The sequence below is a fragment of the Streptomyces sp. NBC_00019 genome, from assembly GCF_045041015.1.
GTDB lineage: Bacteria > Actinomycetota > Actinomycetes > Streptomycetales > Streptomycetaceae > Streptomyces.
This window is the reverse complement of record NZ_CP108302.1, coordinates 10027943-10045299: the sequence shown is the minus strand read 5'-3', so window position 1 is coordinate 10045299 and position 17357 is coordinate 10027943. Positions and strand designations below refer to the sequence as shown.

The window sequence follows — 17357 nt, the reverse complement described above, 5'->3', positions numbered from 1 at the left end:
GGCTCGACGCAGTTGCCCGAGGGTCATGGGCGTGCGGCGGTCGGGTCCACTCAGGTGAGGAGTTTCGCGAGCTGGGCCATCTCGGTGGGCGGGTCGATCACCGGCTGGATGAGGAGTTCGTCGATACCGGCCTGTTCCAGGGTGGTGATGCGGGCGAGGAGGCCGTCGCGGGTGCCGACCAGGGCCAGGGCGTTCATCAGCGAGGGCAGGACCAGGTCCCGGTCCTGCGGTGCGATGCGTCCGAGGTAGTTGGGGTAGAGCTTGGTGTGCCGGTCCGGCGCGGTGGCGGTGGTGCCGCGCCGGTCGAGGAACCGCTGCACCGCCTCGCGTTCCTCGGGGCCGAGTTGATCGGCGAAGGCAGGTGTGTCGGCGGCTGTGTCGGCGGCGAAGGCCAGCAGCGACAGGACGAGGTGGCCCGTCGCGTCCCGGGCCGCGTCGCCGTGGGGGTCCTCGTCCTCGTCGAGCAGGTGGAGCGAGGTGACCACGTAGGAGTTCGTGTGGGAGTCGGGGTCGTGGAGTGTGCCGTGGGCGGCGTGACGGCGGGTGTCGTGCAGCGCCTGCCAGGCGGTGGGGTCCAGCAGGCCGAAGGAGATGAGACCGGTGCCGCGGCGGCCGGCGACGGCGGCGGCCTGCGGCCCAAGTGCGGCCACGACGAACTCGATCGGGTCGGCGGTGTTCACGTGCGCCCCGGCGTGCAGGAACCGGATGTCGCGGACCCGGTCACCTTCGCGGTACGCGGTCGAACGTCCGGCGCACAGGTCCTGCAGTGCGACGGTGAAGTTCTCCAGCTGAGCCGCCGTGGTCGGCCGCATGCCCAGGGTGCGCCGGGCGGTGTTCCCGGTGCCGACGCCGCAGATGATCCGGCCCGGTGCCAGGGCGTTGAGGCTGGCGAGCCCGCTCGCGGCGGCCGGGGCCGAGCGCAGCGCCGGTGAGGTCACGCCGATGCCGAGCCTGATGCGGCTGGTGGCCTTCGCACACAGGCTCAAGGCGACGAAGGGGTCGCCCTGGACCATCGGTGTGTCGTTGACCCAGAAGCTGTGCAAACCCAACTCCTCGGCCCACACGGCGAGATCCTCCACACCGGGCTGCGCGGCGACAACGACGCCTGCACGCATCACAACCTCCAAGGTGTGCGGACCGAATCGATCCTGCTCAGGATGGCAGGTCCCGACAGAGCGGCTGGTCAGGTTGGCGGATCTGCGCTGCAGGCGGGGAGTACGGCAGCCGTTCGTGCGTGTGATGCTGATCGCGGCGTCCGCGGGTGGTGGCCGGCGCCCGTCGTACACGGCGATGGGACAATGGGCCGACGCGGCACCGCAGACCACCCTGGCCCGGCTGGGTACTTGGGTCGTCGTCGCCTTCATGGTGCATATCGCGCCCCGTGCCGCGACCATCCGCCGGGAGGGTGGAGCGGTTCTGCCCAGGTGGGCTGGCCGACTTGGGCGGTGCCGATCCGGCCGGGGGCACGTCTCCTGTCAGCCGTTCACCTGCCCGATGGACCTCCTCGACGTCAGCTGACCAGCACAGCGTCAGATCACGCGACGTTGCAACAGCCCCGGGCGCTCAGGGAGTTCGCCAGGGCCTCTCGCAAATGAGCCACAGCAGAATCGGGGCATGAGCGACGGATCACGCCAAAGCCATGGGCGGGTCGCTGGTGCGACGACTGCGGCGTCCGCCATCCGGCACCGCAAGGGGCATGATTCAAGGGACAGAGCATCAGGAGGAGCAGCGTGACCAACACCAGTGACACCCGCCCAGCAGACGATGCAGCGCAAGCGGCTCAACCGAGCCGACTGCACCGCCTGATGCGCTACATCCCCCTGGTTGCACCCGTCCTGCTGTGGGCTGTGCCCTGCTGGGTACTGCTGTACTCCGGGCAGAACTGGCCGCTGCCCGTCACTTTGGCCGGCACCGCCCTGTTCGTCCTCGGTCTGATCGGTATGCCGCTCGCGATGATGCGCGGTCACGGCCGGCGCCAGCAGGACTGGGCGGCGATCACCGGTGACACGCTGCTGGGCAGCAGCTGGGTCCTGTTCACCTGGTCCGTTCTGCTCGGCATCCTGGTGCGGCTGGGCCTGACCGTCGTCGGCGTCGGGGACGGACAGGATCGGGCCCGCATCGTGACCTGGACCGTCCTCGGTATGGCCGTCGTACTGCTCGCCTGGGGGTACATCGAGGCCCGTCGCGTGCCCCGCGTACGCGAACTGGACGTGCGGCTCCCGCGCCTGGGAGCCGGGCTGGACGGCACCCGTGTCGCCCTCATCACCGACACGCACTACGGCCCCCTGGACCGCGCCCGCTGGTCGGCACGGGTCTGCGAGGTGGTGAACAGCTTGGAGGCCGACCTCGTCTGCCACACCGGCGACATCGCGGACGGCACGGCCGACCGCCGCCGCGCCCAGGCTGCCCCGCTCGGCACCGTGCAGGCCACCCGAGCCCGGGTCTACGTCACCGGTAACCACGAGTACTACAGCGAGGCCCAGGGCTGGGTCGACCTGATGGACGAGCTGGGCTGGGAACCGCTGCGCAACCGCCATCTGCTGCTCGAACGTGGCGGCGACACCCTCGTGGTCGCCGGAGTGGACGACGTCACCGCCGAATCCTCCGGCCTGGCCGGCCACCGCGCCCACCTCGCCGGAGCCCTGGACGGCGCCGACCCCGACCTCCCCGTTCTGCTCCTGGCTCACCAGCCGAAGTTCGTCGACCGGGCGGCCGACGCAGGCATCGACCTGCAGCTCTCCGGCCACACCCACGGCGGCCAGATCTGGCCCTTCCACCACCTGGTCCGTATCGACCAGCCCGCCCTCGCCGGCCTCAGCCACCACGGCACCCGCACGCTCCTCTACACCAGCCGCGGCACCGGCTTCTGGGGCCCGCCGTTCCGCATCTTCGCCCCCAGCGAGATCACCCTGCTCGTGCTCCGCTCCCCCCAGCAGCCCACGGCCCTTTAGTACCGGGCGCCAGGGCACCTCCACTTGGAGCGGTCCAGGGGCAGGTCGTCCGCGGACGGCGATGGTGTCGGCATCCTTCTGCGGGCGACGTTCATGACCGGGCCCGTCACGCTGCGGCCAGGGTCCGGTCCGCTCCCGGGCCATCGCCGTCAACGAGTCGCAGCGGGACACGATGTGCGCGAGTGCGCTCAGCCCTTCCCACGGGAGCGCGGCCCGGCGTCGAGGACGAGCCACGGTCCCTGGCGGACCAGGCACTAGCGGCAACGGCCAACCATCCTGAAGTCTGGCCGCACATGCCTGACAGCGGGCTCCTCCCACCAGGGTGTCGACACGACGACGGAGGCAGCAGTCGATGGACCGAGCCGACGACGCACGCAAGATTCGCAGGGATCACACCGGACCCGTCTGCCCGATCGACCACGGGGATGACGGCACCTGGCAGGTACGCGGCTATCACGCGGCACGCGCCGTTCTGCGCAGCACCGACACCGTGCAGGCGGGCCTCGGGATCGAGACCGTGGAGAAGCTGCCGGCTCGGATCCGGCGGCCCGTACTGTACCGCGACGGGCTTGAGCACCGCGAACACCGCCGTCAGACCGCCCGCTACTTCACATCCCGCCGCGTGGACGAGCACTACCGGGAACTGACCGAACGCATCGCGCGCCGGCACCTCAACACCTTGCAGAACGAGGGCGAGGCATGGCTGGAGGACCTCACCTTCGGCGTCTCGATCGATGTGGCCTGCGGGGTGATCGGCCTGACCCGCAGCAGACGCGGGATCCAGAGCCGGCTGGAGCGCTTCTTCCCCGAGAAATTCGGCAGGCCCGGGCTGACCAGTTGGCACGGGATCTACTGGATGTTCCGCCAGAACAGCAACTGGCTGCGGATCTACCTCGCCGACGTCCGCCCAGCCGTCCGCGCCCACCGCAAACGGCCCGCGGACAACCTGATCTCGCACCTGATCGCCGAGGGTTGTTCCCAGGCCGAGATCCTCGGCGAGTGCCTCACCTACGCCGCTGCCGGCATGGTCACCACGCGCGAGTTCATCAGCGTCGCCGCATGGCATCTGTTCACCGACGCCGCGCTGCGCGAACGCTACACGACCGGAAGTGAGAGCGAACGCCTGGAGGTGATTCACGAACTCCTGCGCCTGGAGCCCGCGGTCGCCCGCCTCAAGCGGCGGACCACCGGCGCCCTGAATCTGCCGAGCACCGACGGGCCGGTCACCGTGCCCGGCGACGCGCTCGTCGAGATCTTCGTGGACGAGGCGAACACCGACCCGGAGGCCGTGGGCGACACTCCCACAGCCGTTCGGCCCGGCAGGCCGACAACGACGGGTCGATACGCGGCCGCCCTGTCCTTCGGCGACGGACCGCACCGCTGCCCCGGTGCCGACATCGCGTTGATGGAGGCCAACGTCTTCCTCGGTCACCTCTTCGCCCTTGAGGGCATCCGCATGCTCGCTCCGCCCCGCGTCACGTTCCAGGACGAGATAGGGGGCTATGTCATCCGCGGACTCCGCGTGGCCGTCGACCGGCGGTGATGTACGCCGGCGCCGGGCTCGCAGTTCTACCGGCCGACCCGCGGCATCTGCCAACGCCAACGCGGGCAGAACGTACAGGGGCTCCGCCAGGGCCCAGGAAACCCTGCAGGCCGCCCTCGACGCGGGCGTCACCATGTTCGACACCGCCGACCTGTACGGACACGGCGAGAACGAGGTACTCCTCGGCCCCTTCGTCCGCGCCCACCGCGAACAGGTCTTCCTCGCCACGAAGTTCGGCATCGTGAGGCAGCCGGGCCGGCCGACCTGGAACCAGGTCCGCGGCGACCGCACCTACGTTCGCCAGTGCGCCGACGCGAGTCTGAAGCGCCTCGGCATCGACACGATCGACCTGTACTACGCGCACCGCCGCGACCCTTCGGTTCCCCTGGAGGAGACCGTCGGCGCGATGGCGGAGCTCGTCCAGGAGGGCAAGGTCCGCCACTTGGGGCTCTGCGAGGTGACCGGTCCCGAACTGCGCGCGGCCCACGCCGTCCACCCGATCACCGCGCTGCAGTCCGAGTGGTCACTCTTCAGCCGCGACGTCGAGACCTCGGCGGTCCCCGCGGCCGCGGAACTCGGCGTGGCATTCGTCGCGTACTCGCCCCTCGGCCGTGGCCTGCTCACCGGCGCGCTCCCTGACGCCAGCGAACTCAGCCCGGGCGACGCCCGGTTGACGATGCCCCGGTTCACCGGCGAGGACGCCCGCACCAACCACGCGCTCCTCGGGACCGTCCGCGCGATCGCCGCGGACCACGCCGCAACCCCCGCGCAGATCGCGCTGGCCTGGCTGCACCAACAGTCCCGCGTCCACGGCCTCACCGTCCTGCCCATACCCGGCTCCCGCAGGTCCGCCCGGCTGCGGGAGAACACCGCGGCGACGGCGCTCACCCTGTCCGCGGCCCAACTCTCCGCGCTCGAACCACTGGCGGCGCAGGTGGCCGGCACCCGTTACGCGGACATGAGCACCACCGCGACCGCCCGCGAGTGACCCGCAGCCCGGCGGCGGTGCTGACCGCCGGTTCCCGATAGGGCCGCATCCTTCGGTTCCGATCCCTCCCCCCGCGGGGACCGGAGCCGAACGCTGCGGGCGGTCTCCGTCCACGCCGGGTGGTGGCGTGGACGGAGGCTTGGGGCGGACCCGCGTCCGACGCGAGAGCGGTCCTGGCGGGACCGTCTCCACGGGTCTCCCAGGGCTCAGGCGATCAGACCGCCGACGTCGTCACACGCTGAGCCGACGGCTCGCGTGGACGACATGTGAGGGGTCCGCTGCTGCGTCGTGATCCTGCCAGTTGTCGCTCCCTCTGAGGAGATTCCGATACCCATCCGGAACTTGAAGCCGCAGGTCAGACGTATAGGGTGAGTTTTCCGGTCCGGATTCCACGTGAAGGAAGCAAGGGGTGGGGACTTGAGTTCCGGCTCGCAGGTACGCACGGCCTTGGCGGAAGGTCTCGCGCTCTTGTACAAGGAGGCCGGCAATCCTCCCCTCAAAAGCGTTTCCGAGGCGGTCGTCCGGCTTCGGTGGGTCGACGAGCGGGGAAGGCCCATACGGGTTTCCGCTCAGCGGATCAGCGACTGGCGTCGTGCCCGGAACGTGCCCGCTCAATTCGCCGCCCTCGCAGCGGTGTTGCATGTCCTGATACCCCAGGCGCGTCGGGAACGGCCGACGCCGGTGTCACCTGGGCTGTACGACCTCGCCCGGTGGCAACAGCTGTGGGAGCGGGCGGTCTCCGACCCGGCCGGCGAACACTCCGCCATCTCCGCCGAAGAGGAAGAGCAGCCGCCGCCCGAAGCCTCGGCCGTCCTTGGTGTCTGTCCCTACCGAGGACTGGCCTCGTACCGGCAGGAAGACGCCCGATGGTTCTTCGGCCGGGATCGCAGCACCGAAGCTCTCATCGCCCAACTCCACGCCGCGGAGAAAACCGGCGGCTTGGTGATGCTCGTCGGCGCCTCGGGCGCAGGAAAGTCGTCCCTTCTCCACGCCGGCCTGGTACCCGCATTGCAGGACGGCACGCGGGACGCCGAGACCACCCAGGCGAGAACGGTGCTCCAACTCGTCCCGGGAACCGATCCCCTCAAGGAGCTGACTCGCCAGATCCCCGAACTCGCGGAAGCCGTATCAGCCGCCGAGGAACCAGCGGCCAGCGAGCCGGGTGTTCCGGCATTCACGCACGCTGTGAGGGATGCCGTCACGACATGGTCGAAACGTGAGGCGGCTTCTGCGGCCCGTCCGGTCGTCATCGTCGACCAGTTCGAGGAGACGTTCACCCTCTGCCCCGACGAGACGGTCCGACGCACATTCGTGCAGATCCTCAACGCCGCGTGCACGCCCCCCGATTCAGGCGGCCCAGCACCCCTGCTCGTCGTCCTCGGCGTGCGCGCCGACTTCTACGACCAGTGCCTCGGGTACCCCGAACTGGCCGACGCCCTGCAGCACCGGCACATGGTGCTCGGGCCGCTGACCACAGCAGAGCTGCGGGAAGCCGTGACCGGCCCGGCCAAGGCCGTAGGGCTGGACCTCGAACGGGGACTGGCAGAACTGATCGTCCGGGAAGTGAGCGCTGATGGTCCCCGTGGAGCACACGACGCGGGCGTGCTCCCGCTGCTCTCCCATGCCCTGCTCTCCACCTGGCAGCGGCGCAAGGGCGGGCGGCTGACGCTCGCCGGCTACCGCGCCGCGGGCGGAATCCAAGGAGCGGTGGCAGCGACCGCCGAGCGGGCTTGGTCCGCCCTCGATCCAGCAGCTCGCACCGCCGCAAGGCAACTCCTCCTGCGGCTCGTCCGACTGGGCGAGGACACCCAAGCGACCCGAAGGCGAGGAACGCGGCGCCAGTTGACGGAGGAGTCGACAGACCCCGACAAGACGGAGGAGTCGCTCGAAGTCCTGGTGCGCGCCCGGCTGGTGACGCTCGATGCGGAGACCGTGGAGATCACCCACGAAGCCCTGCTCCATGCCTGGCCGCGCCTGCGTGACTGGATCGACGAAGGCCGTAGTGATCACCTGTTGCGCCAGCGGCTGGAGGAGGACGGCAGAGCGTGGGAGGGCTCGAACCGTGACTCGTCCCTGCTCTACCGGGGCTCCCGCCTGGAGCAGGCCCACAGCTGGGCGCGGTCTGCCGGTGACACGTATCTGACCCGGAGCGCAGTGGCGTTCCTGGCTGCTTCGGTCAGGCTGCGCAAACGCACGCTGTGGATCAGCCGCAGTGCGGTGTCGGCTCTGGTCGTCCTGGCCATGCTGGCTGTCGGTGCGGCGTGGATCGCGCGGCAGCAGCGAAACGACGCCGTCTTCGAGCAGGTGGTCGCCGAAGCCGACCGCTTCCAGTACACGGACCCTTCGCTGTCCGCCCAACTCGACCTGGTGGCCCACCGCCTGCGGCCGGACGACGAGGGCGCGAACAACCGGCTGATCTCGATAGTGAACGCGCCGCTGGCCACTCCCCTGCTCGGCCACACCGGCGCCGTCTACCTCACCTCCTTCAGCCCGGACGGGAAGACCCTGGCCACCGCCAGCTACGACCGGACCGTGCGCCTCTGGGACGTGAGCGACCGCGCTCACCCCAAGCAGCTGGGGGCTCCCCTCACGGGCCACACGAGCTGGGTGAGCAGCGCGGTCTTCAGCCCGGACGGCAACACCCTCGCCAGCGCCGGCGACGACGGCACGATTCGGCTGTGGGATGTGCGCAACCCCCACCATCCACGGCAGCGCAGCACCTCGTTGGACGGCCACGACGGCACGATCTACCTGGTCGCCTTCAGCCCCGACGGCCGCACGCTGGCCTCCGCGAGCGAAGATCACACCGTTCGTCTGTGGGACATGAGCGATCCGGACCGGCCACAGGCCCTGGCCACCTTGACCAGCGCCGGTGAAGCCATGCGTGCTGTGGCGTTCAGCCCCGATGGACGGACGCTGGCCGCCGGTGGCGACGACGACGCCATCAGGCTCTGGGACATGACCGATGCACGCCGTCCGAAGCGGATCGACACAAAGTTGAACGGCCATACGGACACGGTGCATTCCCTGGCCTTCAGCCCCGACGGCCGCACGCTCGCCAGCGGCAGTTCGGACAACGACGTACGACTGTGGAACGTGACCGACCCACAACAAGCCGCCCAGCTCGGCGCACCCCTCACCGGCCACACCCGTCACATCTGGTCCGTGGCCTTCAGCCCGGACGGAACCAAACTCGCCGTCGCCAGCGCGGACAGCACGGCGAGCCTGTGGAACGTCACCGACCCGGAGTACCCCTCGCAAGTCGGCGAGCCACTCGCCGGCAGCAGCGGCGAGATGTACGCCCTGGGCTTCAGCCCGGACGGCCAGACTCTCGCCACCGGCAGCGGCGACAGCAAGGTCCGTCTCTGGTCCATACCGACCTCGGACATGATCGGCCGCAGAGGAGTGTTCCGCCCCGACGGCCAGGTCCTCGCCACGGCCGCACGCGACGGACGGATCCGGCTGTGGAACGTCAAGACGCCCGACTCGCCCGTAGCGCTGAGCCAGCCATTCCTGCCCGGCGACGGCGGCTTGCGTTCGATGGCATTCTCCCCGAACGGCCACACCCTCGCGGTGCTCACGGAGAACCGGGCAGTGCAGCTGTGGAACGTCACCGACCCGGCACGACCTGCCGCCTACGGGTCGCCGGTCGAACTGCAGGCACGATTCACGGGCCCCGAAGCGCTGGCCTACAGCCACGACGGACGCACACTGGCGACCGCCTACACCGACCGCACCACCCAACTGTGGGACGTCAGCGACCCGTCCCACGTACGGCCCCTCGGCGCGCCACTCACCGGCCACGAAGGCTCCGTCAACTCCTTCGTCTTCGCCCCCGATGACCGCACCCTCGCGAGCGGCAGCGCGGACGGCACCATCCGGCTGTGGAACGTGACCGACCCACGTCACGCCGTTCCACTTGGAACGCCACTCAAGGGGCATCTCGGCCCCGTCAACACGCTCGCCTACACCCCCGACGGCCATACGCTCGCCAGCGGCAGCGACGACGACACGGTACGACTCTGGGACACCACCGACCCCTTGAAGGCTGCACAGGCGGGTGCCCCACTCGCAGGCCACACCGAAGCCGTCGTAGCCCTGACGTTCAACCAAGACGGCCGCACCTTGGTGAGCGGCGGCAACGACAACACGGTCCGCCTATGGAACGTCACGCGCCCGTCGGAGGCTTCTCCTATCGGCCAGTCGATGAGCCCCAATGCCAGAACGGGCAACTTCCTGTCGTTCAGCCCCACAAGCCACATGCTCGGGGTGTCGAGCGGCACCGACACCGTCAGACTGTGGAACCTGGACGTCGACGAGGCGGTCCGCCACATCTGCTCGACCACGCGGGGCGTTCTGACGCAGGAGGAGTGGCATGCCTACCTTCCCCGTCTCCCGTACGCGCCGCCGTGCGATGAGTAGCGCGCAGGGGTTCACCTGGCCTGTCAGCCTGAGGACGTGGCCTCCGTCCGTGCAGATCCGCCCTGCCACCAGCGACCGGTCCTCAACAGGGCAAGGGAGGAGGTTCGGTACACGGTCTGTCAGGTGACGGTCGGCCCCTCGACGTTCCAGATCAGCGCCACTCGGGCGGAATATTGGCGAGCTGCTTCACCAAGTCCCAGTCGGCTGGCCGGAACTTCGGATCGTGCCACAGGACGCCGCTGGCGACCCAGTATCCGCGCAGCTCGCGGACCTGTGACACGTTGTCATCGCCGATACCGGACTCGTTGTGGCAGCGGGGACAGATGACGTACTGCGGCACTCCGTGCTCGTTGAACACCGCGTCGCCATCGTCGTATCCGCAGATCCTGCAGGCGGTCTCAGCCTTGTCTTCCTTACTCATCTCGACCGCAGCCCAGCCGCCAACGCCAAGCGCAACGACGTCCTATCCGGGGTTCATGGTCGCTGAGGCTGAACCACCTCAGGTCGCGACGCTGTCGACGCGTCAGTAGCCTGCTATTCAGTGGATGGTGCGTCCCTCGTGGGTGAGTATTCGCGCCATGGAACGCATCGTTGACCTTGATCAGGCCGTCGTCGAAATCACCGAGCGTCGGCGAGGCTGGGAACGTGCTGGCCTGGTCGTGGAAGCGGTGACCTGGCGGGATGAGGCAGCGCCGTGGCCGCAGGTCCTGGAGACGGAGCGGGGCCGGGTTCAGGATCCCGATTCAATGGGAGTGATGATCTCAGGCTCCAACGAGGCCGAACTCGGCGTCGTCTTGTTCCGAGGGGGCTGGGCGGACGTCGACGCCCTCACACTCGCTGGGGATGTTGTGGCCGAAGCTCCGGCTGTGGACTCACCGGTGCGGTTCGGCGTGCTGCTCGACAACTGCGTGATCCGCACTTTCGGTGTCCTGGCAACGTAGCCGGTCACCTGGCGTCGAGTCCGCGTTCGCCCAGTCGGCGTAGGAGGCGAGCGTCACGCAATTCCGGGCGTTCGCGAAATTCGCCATGGGGACGGCGGCCCGGAGGACTTGTGCTCAGTTTGTGGCGGTAGGCAGTTGTTCGGGCAGCAACTCCACGCCGAAACGTCGGTGCAGGGCCGCCATGTCCTGCCGGTCTTTGTCGTCGATCGGGTACCCCGTGTGGCACAACACCTGTCCCTGCGCGGTCAGGCAGCGTACTGGCTGTCCCTGGATGACTCCGCTGCCGCCGAACCATGAGGCGGCATAGACCCATACCTCGCCGTTTTCCATGGTGTAGTTGCCGTTGCCGTCCCGGTCGAAGACGACGGGGTGGACATCCACGCTACGTCCATCCTGGTCACGGAGGATGAAGCAGGAAGCCTTCGGCGCAACTGATGGGGACGGTGAGGACGACGGCGACGTACGGGCGGCCCCTGCGGCCGTGGTCGATGCCGCGCTCGAGGCAGCACCGGTACAGCTCCGCGTACGAGGCGACAGCAGGTCCCTACCGGAACCGGCGCCATTCGATCACGCCGCCGGTGTGCGGTCATCCGCCACGATCGCGTCGTCGCCAGGGGCGCAGTCGGCACCGGCGACTGCTCACCATCCCCCGTTCGTCACGTACACCGCGTACGGAATCAGGAGTGCCGGCAGGGTCAACAGGCGTGGTGTGAGGGGCCGGCCGCGATACAGGGGGCGGAGGACGTCGAAGAGGAGGAGCAGGAGGAGGACAAGAACACCGAACAGGATCATGGCGATCAGAGCGAAGCCGCCGTTCTCGATCTGGTCGTAGGTGCAGCCGTCCAAGTCCCCGCGGCCCAGGTCGGCGTACTCGCAGTGGCCGTAGGCGATGTACCAGCGCGTACAGAGAATGGCGACGGCCGCGGGAACACCTATCAGGAGGTGGACCAGCAGCGGCGGCAGACAGCCGCGCAGAGCGGGAAGGACGGTGCGCATCCAGCCACCTCACCAGGGCAGGGTCGACCGGAGTATGACGGAAGCCACTCCTCCGGCTACAGGGCCGTCACAGCGGCCTCAGCGTCATCGCTCGCCCGAGCCCGTGCCGCGCCGTACGGAGGACATGCGCACCGCCACCGCTGGAACCCTCGCCTCGCCCGGTTTGCTTGCGCACCCCGAGCCACACCCATGCTCGACCGTCGCTCCAGCCACCGCTCAGGCGGCGCCCATTGAACTGGACGCGGACGTTGCGGGCCGCCTCTTGGTAGGCCTTATCGGCCCAGCAGTTGAGGCCGGCTGCAGTGGGGGCATGCGTCTTCAGGACCGTGTTGCCGCGCCTCCGTCAGGTCGTACGCGGTTCCCAGCGGTGCGGGCGAAACTCGCAGCAGCGATCGCGTCCCATGACCTCGGCGGGGCACCGTTCCACGGGTCAGTGGACGCGATGCCATCCGTTCTGTTGCAGCAGGGACGCCCCCAGGGGTGTCAGGGCGTGCAGCACGGTGTTGGCGTGGCGGTGGCTGGTGATCAGGCCGGCGTCGCGCAGGACCGTCGTGTGGTGGCTGGCGGTCGTGGGGGTGACACCGGCGTGCCGGGCGGCCTCGGTGGTGGTGGCGCCGGTGGCCGCGGCGCGCAGGATGACGGTGCGGGTGGTACCGAGCAGGGCGTGCAGCGGTGCGTGGCCGTCGGCGCGCTGGGGGGCGCCGGGCGAGTGGTGGAGGGGGTAGAGCAGTACGGGAGGCAGGTCGGGGTCGGCCAAGGAGACCGGGGTGTTCCAGCAGAAGTACGAGGGGATGAGGAGCAGCCCGCGGCCGTTGAGGTGGATGTCGCACTCGGTCGGGTATTTGCCGAGTTCCAGGATGGGAGGGCGCCACCGGATCGAGGGCGCCAGGGTGTTCAGAAGCTGTTGTCTTTTCGATCTTGAGAGATGCGCGTCGAACGGGAGTCTCGATCGGGTGGTCGTGGGGTGCTTGGCGCATACGGACAGGGCCTCCTGAACAGCTCGTTGGTGTCGAATCACCGAGCAGCAGGAGGCCCTGGTGCAGCAGTCTTGCGTGCCGATGGCCGGGCAGTCCAGTGCGGTCACCTGGGAGTGTGACTGTCTGGCTCACCGGTTCGGAAACGCCGCCGACAACGGGACGCGGCAGCCTCGCTACCCGACGGACATGACGGACGGGGAGTGGGCTGTGGTCCGCCCGCTGCTGCCGGCGCCGGGCTGGATGCGTGGCCGGGGCGGCCGGCCGGAGGGATACTGCCACCGGGCCATGCTCGATGCGATCCGGTATCTCGTGGACAACGGGATCAAGTGGCGGGCCATGCCTGCCGACTTCCCGCCATGGGACCGCATCTACGCATTCTTCCGCCGCTGGCGCGACAACTCCCTGGTCAAGGAGTTCCACGACCGGTTGCGCGGCCGGGTCCGCGAGAAGCTGGGACGAGACGCGGAGCCGACGGCCGGTGTGATCGACTCGCAGTCGGTCAAAGCGGACGCCGTCGTCGGAACGGACAGTCGCGGTTTCGACGGCGGCAAACTCGTCAACGGCCGCAAGCGGCATGTCGTGGTCGACACGCTCGGCCTGCTGCTGGGCGTGATGGTCACCGCCGCGGACACCGGTGACCGCACTGCCGCTCGCGTGCTGCTCGGGCAGGTCGCCGACGTGCACCACCGGCTGGAGCTGGTCTGGGCCGACGGCGGCTACACCGGCCCCCTCGTCGCCCACTGCCTCACCACGCTCGCGCTGGTCCTGGCGATTGTGAAACGCAGCGACGACATGCGCGGCTTCGTGGTGCTGCCCAAGCGGTGGATCGTCGAGCGCCTCTTCGCCCACCTGATGCGAAGCCGCCGTCTGGTGCGCGACTTCGAACGCCGCACCGCCAGCGCCGAAGCGATGGTCTACTGGTCGATGACCCTGCTCATGACGCGCCGTCTTGCCCGGCCGGCCCCGGGGCGAGAGTGAACCGGCCCGGCTGTTGCTCGGCCAACCAGCCCCGCGCGACCAGGCGCTTCGCCTTCGACCGCAGCGCCTCCACCTTCGCCGGCACCGCGTCCAGCCCGAACATCCCGGCCAACTCCTGGCAGGTCAGCGCCCCTTGACGGAGCCGGTGCCGGTCCGCGAGCGCGGTGAGGATGCGCTGGTAGTCCACCGACAGCACCGACCAGGCCAGCCCCTCACGCCACACCGGCACCTGCGACTTCGGCTTCGCCGCATCCCGGGGTTCCGGCGGCGCGTCCGCATCCCGCGGATCCTCAGTGACCTCCGTGCCGGCGGTGTTGCCGTCGTGCGGAGCCAGCACCGTGTCGACCCGCCTGCGAGCAATCGCCCACTCCTGCCATTCCTGCTCGGCCGCGGCCAGTTCGGCCTGGATCCGGTCGGCCTCTTCCCGCAGCCCGTCGACTCGACGGCGAGCGGCGAGCTCGTGCTGTTCCAGCAGTCCGACGACTGACGGCATTCATGACCTCCCGGGGAACAACGACCCGACAGGCCACGACTCCCACGGAATCACCACTGCTATCCCCGACCAGCGGAAACGCACCGATCACGCCCGAAAAGACAACAGCTTCTGAGGGGGACTACCCAGACGAGAGATAAGGGCTGGAACAGCCCCGGAAGTGGGGCCCCCGAGGTGCGGGTCCTCGAGGCCGGCGGCGCATGGGGTCACTGCCACGTTCGCCTCGCGAGCCGTTCCCAACTACCGTCCTGCCCAGGCGTTGATCGTTAGTTGGTGTGTGTGACTTCTGCTGCTGGTGCGTCAGTTCCCCGTCGGGGCGCCCGGTGAGATCGGCCAAGTCGCCGGCGAACGCACCCGATTCGCCTGGGTCCTCGTTGTCAGCCACGATCCCAGGCAGCCATCTCTGCACCGACCACGCAAGCGGGTTACCGCGTCGACTCGATGTCTGCGGACTCAAGAGGAAATCGAGCTGCGAGTCGATCACCAATGCGGAAGACTCGAGTACTCGTCGCTCAAGTCCCTCGGGTGCCTCGCCGATGGCGGGCTCGTCGAGAGACAGGGCAGGGCGGCGAGTGCCCGGTCCGGCCGAGTCGTACGGGCAGAACAGTGCACGGGATGTGCGGTCGGGGCCCGAGGACTTGCATGCCTTGCGCATGGGAACCGCTCCAGGTGGCGGCAGGCTGCGCGGACAGGATGAGGAGGCGCGCATGCGCGTGGGGATGACGGTATTGCCGGAGTATTCCGGAGAAGCCGCCCGGAAGATCTGGGCAAGCGTCGAAGAGTACGGGTTCGACCACGGCTGGACTTTCGACCATCTCGGCTGGGACGGGCTGCTCGACGGCCCGTGGTACGGCACCGTGCCGACGCTGACGCTCGCCGCGCTGGTCACGTCGCGGCTGGAAATCGGCACGCTTGTGGCCAGCCCGAACTTCCGCCACCCGGTGGCCTTGTCCCGCGATCTGATCGGCCTCGACGAGATCAGCGAAGGGCGTCTCACTCTCGGCGCCGGCGCCGGCGCGGAGAGCGGGTACGACGTCGACGTTTTCGGGGAGGCAGCGCCGAAGAGCCGGGTTCGCAGGTTCGGCGAGTTCGTCGAGCTGCTCGATCGGCTCCTCCGCGAGGACCATGTCTCCTTCCAGGGTGACTACTACTCCGCCGTCGACGCCCGTTCGGTGCCCGGGTGCCGGCAGCGGCCGCGGCTGCCGTTCATAGTGGCGGCCAACGGTCCCGGGGCAGCATCTGTCGCGGCACGGCACGGGCAGGGGTGGGTGACGATCGGAGGGCGGGCGGAGCAGCTCGACGCATGGTGGCGTCTTGTCTCGGAGGCGAGCGACCGGATGACAGCTGCCCTCGCGACGCACGGACGCGAGGCCGATCCGGAGTTCCGGCGAATGCTGCAGACCGATGCCGCACCGGTACTCAGTATCCAGTCGGCCGACTGCTTCGACGATTTTCTGGGCCGGGCCGACGAGCTGGGGTTCACCGATGTCGTCGCCCCGTGGCCGCGTGCGCAGGGTCCCTTCTCCGCGCCGCGGTCGGTGGTCGACCGGATCGCCGCGGACGTTCTTCCCCGGTGGCGGACTTCGGGAAACGACTGACCGTCACCAAGAGCCGGGGGCATCACAGCGGTGCTCCTGACCGGCAGGCTTCACCACTCACGAATCTGCTGATCTACCAACGTGCGCACCGTCTCAGGTGACACCGTCAGCTGGGTAGGCCGGCACGTGGTGGGCTGCCCCTGAGTGAGTGGTTTTGAAGTGGGTGATTCGAGCAACGGGGCAAGACGTGAAACGTCGTTCCTGCAGGGATGCGTGAGTGACGTCGGTGCCCGAGCGGGTGGGTGGTTGGACGCCCGGCGTCTTCCCCCGTTGCTCGGCAGTAACGGTGCCACGGGGCGGCTGTGAGGACCCTGAACGATCCTGAAGACATCTTCAGGAAACCGGGTGTGGTCGTGGGTCATCCTGTGGGGCATGCGGATATTGGTGGTGGAAGACGACCCGCGGCTGGCCGAGCTGCTGCGCCGCGGGCTGGTCGGCGAAGGCTATGCCGTCGATCTGGCCCATGACGGGGTGCGCGGCCTGGAGTTGGCCCATGACAGCGGATACGACGCGATCGTCCTGGACGTGATGCTGCCCCGTCTGAACGGCTACCGGCTCTGCCAGCGTCTGCGGGAGGCCGGGGTGTGGACGCCGGTGCTGATGCTGACCGCCAAGGACGGCGAGTACGACGAAGCCGAAGGCCTGGACACCGGCGCCGACGACTACGTCACCAAACCCTTCTCCTTCATCGCCCTCACCGCTCGCCTGCGCGCCCTGCTGCGCCGCGGCCGCCCCGAACGCCCGACTGTCATCCGGGTCGGGGACCTGGAAATCGATCCTGCGGCCCGCAGCTGCCGGCGCGGCACCGCATCGGTGCCGCTGACCGCGCGGGAGTACGCGGTCCTGGAGTACCTCGCCCGCCGCAAAGGCGAGACCGTCACCAAGTCCGAAGTCCTCGACCACGTTTGGGACGACACGTTCGGCGGCGACGTGAACGTCGTCGAGGTCTACATCAGCACCTTGCGCCGCAAAATCGACACCCCGTTTCGGCGGCGCACGATCCACACCGTTCGGGGCGTCGGCTACCGCCTCGAAGCCGCAGAAAGCCCCGGCGCATGAAACGGCCGCGTGCGCAGGCACTGTGGCGACGGTTACGCCCCCGCACGATGCGCATGCGCCTCACCTTGCTCACCGCTGTCATCCCGCTGGTCCCGCTGACCGCAGGTGCTCTCCTGGTCGGGGCCAACTTCAAGACGTCGCTCTTTGAGGAAGCCCGGCGAACGGGTTCCGAGTGGCTCGTTGAGGGCACGCCCACCGCCCGTGTAGATCCGCCCTGCAGCCAGCAGCTGAAGTCTTGGTGCACCCTCCCGTCCGGGAAGTACCAGCGCATCCTGGGCTCCGCAACCGAGTTCCCGCCCTGCACCCAGCGGCCGGTCCTCGACAGGGCAAGGGAGGAGTATCGGTACACGGTCTGCCAAGCGGCAGTCGGCGCAAACCCAGTGACGAGCGAGACGTTCAAGCCGAAGCTGT

14 protein-coding genes are annotated in these 17357 nt (G+C 69.0%); 8 read left to right on the top strand and 6 right to left on the bottom strand.

The window, feature by feature from the left end; translation table 11 throughout:
• Positions 1–50 precede the first annotated feature (50 nt).
• Positions 51–1115, bottom strand: coding sequence for an LLM class flavin-dependent oxidoreductase (locus OHU89_RS46525; protein WP_405652114.1), 1065 nt, complete (start codon positions 1113–1115; stop codon positions 51–53).
• A 615-nt stretch (positions 1116–1730) separates the two neighbouring features.
• On the opposite strand from OHU89_RS46525, the gene OHU89_RS46520 reads away from it, so the two are divergent.
• The 4 genes from OHU89_RS46520 to OHU89_RS46505 all read left to right on the top strand — a co-directional run bounded on the left by OHU89_RS46520 (position 1731) and on the right by OHU89_RS46505 (position 9904).
• The gene (locus tag OHU89_RS46520) at positions 1731–2951 is read left to right on the top strand and encodes a metallophosphoesterase (RefSeq protein ID WP_405652112.1); all 1221 of its coding nucleotides are present in this window, start codon (positions 1731–1733) and stop codon (positions 2949–2951) included.
• Between the two features lie 352 nt (positions 2952–3303).
• The gene (locus tag OHU89_RS46515; protein ID WP_405652109.1) at positions 3304–4494 is read left to right on the top strand and encodes a cytochrome P450; all 1191 of its coding nucleotides are present in this window, start codon (positions 3304–3306) and stop codon (positions 4492–4494) included.
• Entirely contained in the window at positions 4454–5482 is a 1029-nt protein-coding gene (locus OHU89_RS46510; protein WP_405652107.1) for an aldo/keto reductase, read from the top strand. The genes OHU89_RS46515 and OHU89_RS46510 overlap by 41 nt, the downstream gene beginning before the upstream one ends.
• A 417-nt stretch (positions 5483–5899) precedes the next feature.
• Positions 5900–9904 carry an AAA family ATPase gene (locus OHU89_RS46505; protein WP_405652105.1) on the top strand — a complete coding sequence of 1335 codons (4005 nt, stop codon included), beginning with the start codon at positions 5900–5902 and terminating at the stop codon, positions 9902–9904.
• Positions 9905–10055: 151 nt separating this feature from the next.
• Here the strand turns inward: OHU89_RS46505 and OHU89_RS46500 are convergent, their stop codons facing one another.
• The gene (locus OHU89_RS46500; RefSeq protein ID WP_405652103.1) at positions 10056–10325 is read right to left on the bottom strand and encodes a hypothetical protein; all 270 of its coding nucleotides are present in this window, start codon (positions 10323–10325) and stop codon (positions 10056–10058) included.
• Between the two features lie 157 nt (positions 10326–10482).
• Between OHU89_RS46500 and OHU89_RS46495 the strand changes: the two genes are divergently transcribed.
• Positions 10483–10845, top strand: coding sequence for a hypothetical protein (locus OHU89_RS46495; protein WP_405652101.1), 363 nt, complete (start codon positions 10483–10485; stop codon positions 10843–10845).
• A gap of 114 nt (positions 10846–10959) precedes the next feature.
• On the opposite strand, the gene OHU89_RS46490 is transcribed toward OHU89_RS46495, so the two are convergent.
• The 3 genes from OHU89_RS46490 to OHU89_RS46480 all read right to left on the bottom strand — a co-directional run bounded on the left by OHU89_RS46490 (position 10960) and on the right by OHU89_RS46480 (position 12598).
• The gene (locus OHU89_RS46490) at positions 10960–11253 is read right to left on the bottom strand and encodes a nucleotidyltransferase domain-containing protein (RefSeq protein WP_405654954.1); all 294 of its coding nucleotides are present in this window, start codon (positions 11251–11253) and stop codon (positions 10960–10962) included.
• Positions 11254–11484: 231 nt separating this feature from the next.
• Positions 11485–11841 carry a hypothetical protein gene (locus OHU89_RS46485; RefSeq protein ID WP_405652099.1) on the bottom strand — a complete coding sequence of 119 codons (357 nt, stop codon included), beginning with the start codon at positions 11839–11841 and terminating at the stop codon, positions 11485–11487.
• Between the two features lie 430 nt (positions 11842–12271).
• A complete protein-coding gene (locus OHU89_RS46480; RefSeq protein ID WP_405652097.1) occupies positions 12272–12598 on the bottom strand; it encodes a winged helix-turn-helix domain-containing protein in 327 nt (108 codons plus the stop codon).
• A 280-nt stretch (positions 12599–12878) separates the two neighbouring features.
• Between OHU89_RS46480 and OHU89_RS46475 the strand changes: the two genes are divergently transcribed.
• Positions 12879–13796 (top strand): IS5 family transposase, encoded by a 918-nt coding sequence (locus tag OHU89_RS46475; RefSeq protein WP_405652095.1) that lies wholly within the window; start codon positions 12879–12881, stop codon positions 13794–13796.
• Here the strand turns inward: OHU89_RS46475 and OHU89_RS46470 are convergent.
• On the bottom strand, positions 13753–14289 hold the full coding sequence (locus OHU89_RS46470; RefSeq protein ID WP_405652093.1) for a hypothetical protein: 537 nt from the start codon (positions 14287–14289) through the stop codon (positions 13753–13755). The genes OHU89_RS46475 and OHU89_RS46470 overlap by 44 nt on opposite strands.
• A gap of 707 nt (positions 14290–14996) precedes the next feature.
• Between OHU89_RS46470 and OHU89_RS46465 the strand changes: the two genes are divergently transcribed.
• Both OHU89_RS46465 and OHU89_RS46460 read left to right on the top strand, forming a co-directional pair.
• Entirely contained in the window at positions 14997–15887 is an 891-nt protein-coding gene (locus OHU89_RS46465; protein ID WP_405652091.1) for an LLM class flavin-dependent oxidoreductase, read from the top strand.
• Between the two features lie 372 nt (positions 15888–16259).
• Positions 16260–16946 carry a response regulator transcription factor gene (locus tag OHU89_RS46460; protein ID WP_405654951.1) on the top strand — a complete coding sequence of 229 codons (687 nt, stop codon included), beginning with the start codon at positions 16260–16262 and terminating at the stop codon, positions 16944–16946.
• Positions 16947–17357: the final 411 nt, after the last annotated feature.

Excerpts from the sequence above, each read along its gene's own strand:
- OHU89_RS46470 (WP_405652093.1), bottom strand. The coding sequence starts at position 14,289 with ATGCCGTCAGTCGTCGGACTGCTGGAACAGCACGAGCTCGCCGCTCGC.
- OHU89_RS46525 (WP_405652114.1), bottom strand. The coding sequence starts at position 1,115 with ATGCGTGCAGGCGTCGTTGTCGCCGCGCAGCCCGGTGTGGAGGATCTC.
- OHU89_RS46495 (WP_405652101.1), top strand. The coding sequence starts at position 10,483 with ATGGAACGCATCGTTGACCTTGATCAGGCCGTCGTCGAAATCACCGAG.
- OHU89_RS46460 (WP_405654951.1), top strand. The coding sequence starts at position 16,260 with ATGCGGATATTGGTGGTGGAAGACGACCCGCGGCTGGCCGAGCTGCTG.
- OHU89_RS46485 (WP_405652099.1), bottom strand. The coding sequence starts at position 11,841 with ATGCGCACCGTCCTTCCCGCTCTGCGCGGCTGTCTGCCGCCGCTGCTG.
- OHU89_RS46515 (WP_405652109.1), top strand. The coding sequence starts at position 3,304 with ATGGACCGAGCCGACGACGCACGCAAGATTCGCAGGGATCACACCGGA.
- OHU89_RS46510 (WP_405652107.1), top strand. The coding sequence starts at position 4,454 with ATGTCATCCGCGGACTCCGCGTGGCCGTCGACCGGCGGTGATGTACGC.
- OHU89_RS46500 (WP_405652103.1), bottom strand. The coding sequence starts at position 10,325 with ATGAGTAAGGAAGACAAGGCTGAGACCGCCTGCAGGATCTGCGGATAC.
- OHU89_RS46465 (WP_405652091.1), top strand. The coding sequence starts at position 14,997 with ATGCGCGTGGGGATGACGGTATTGCCGGAGTATTCCGGAGAAGCCGCC.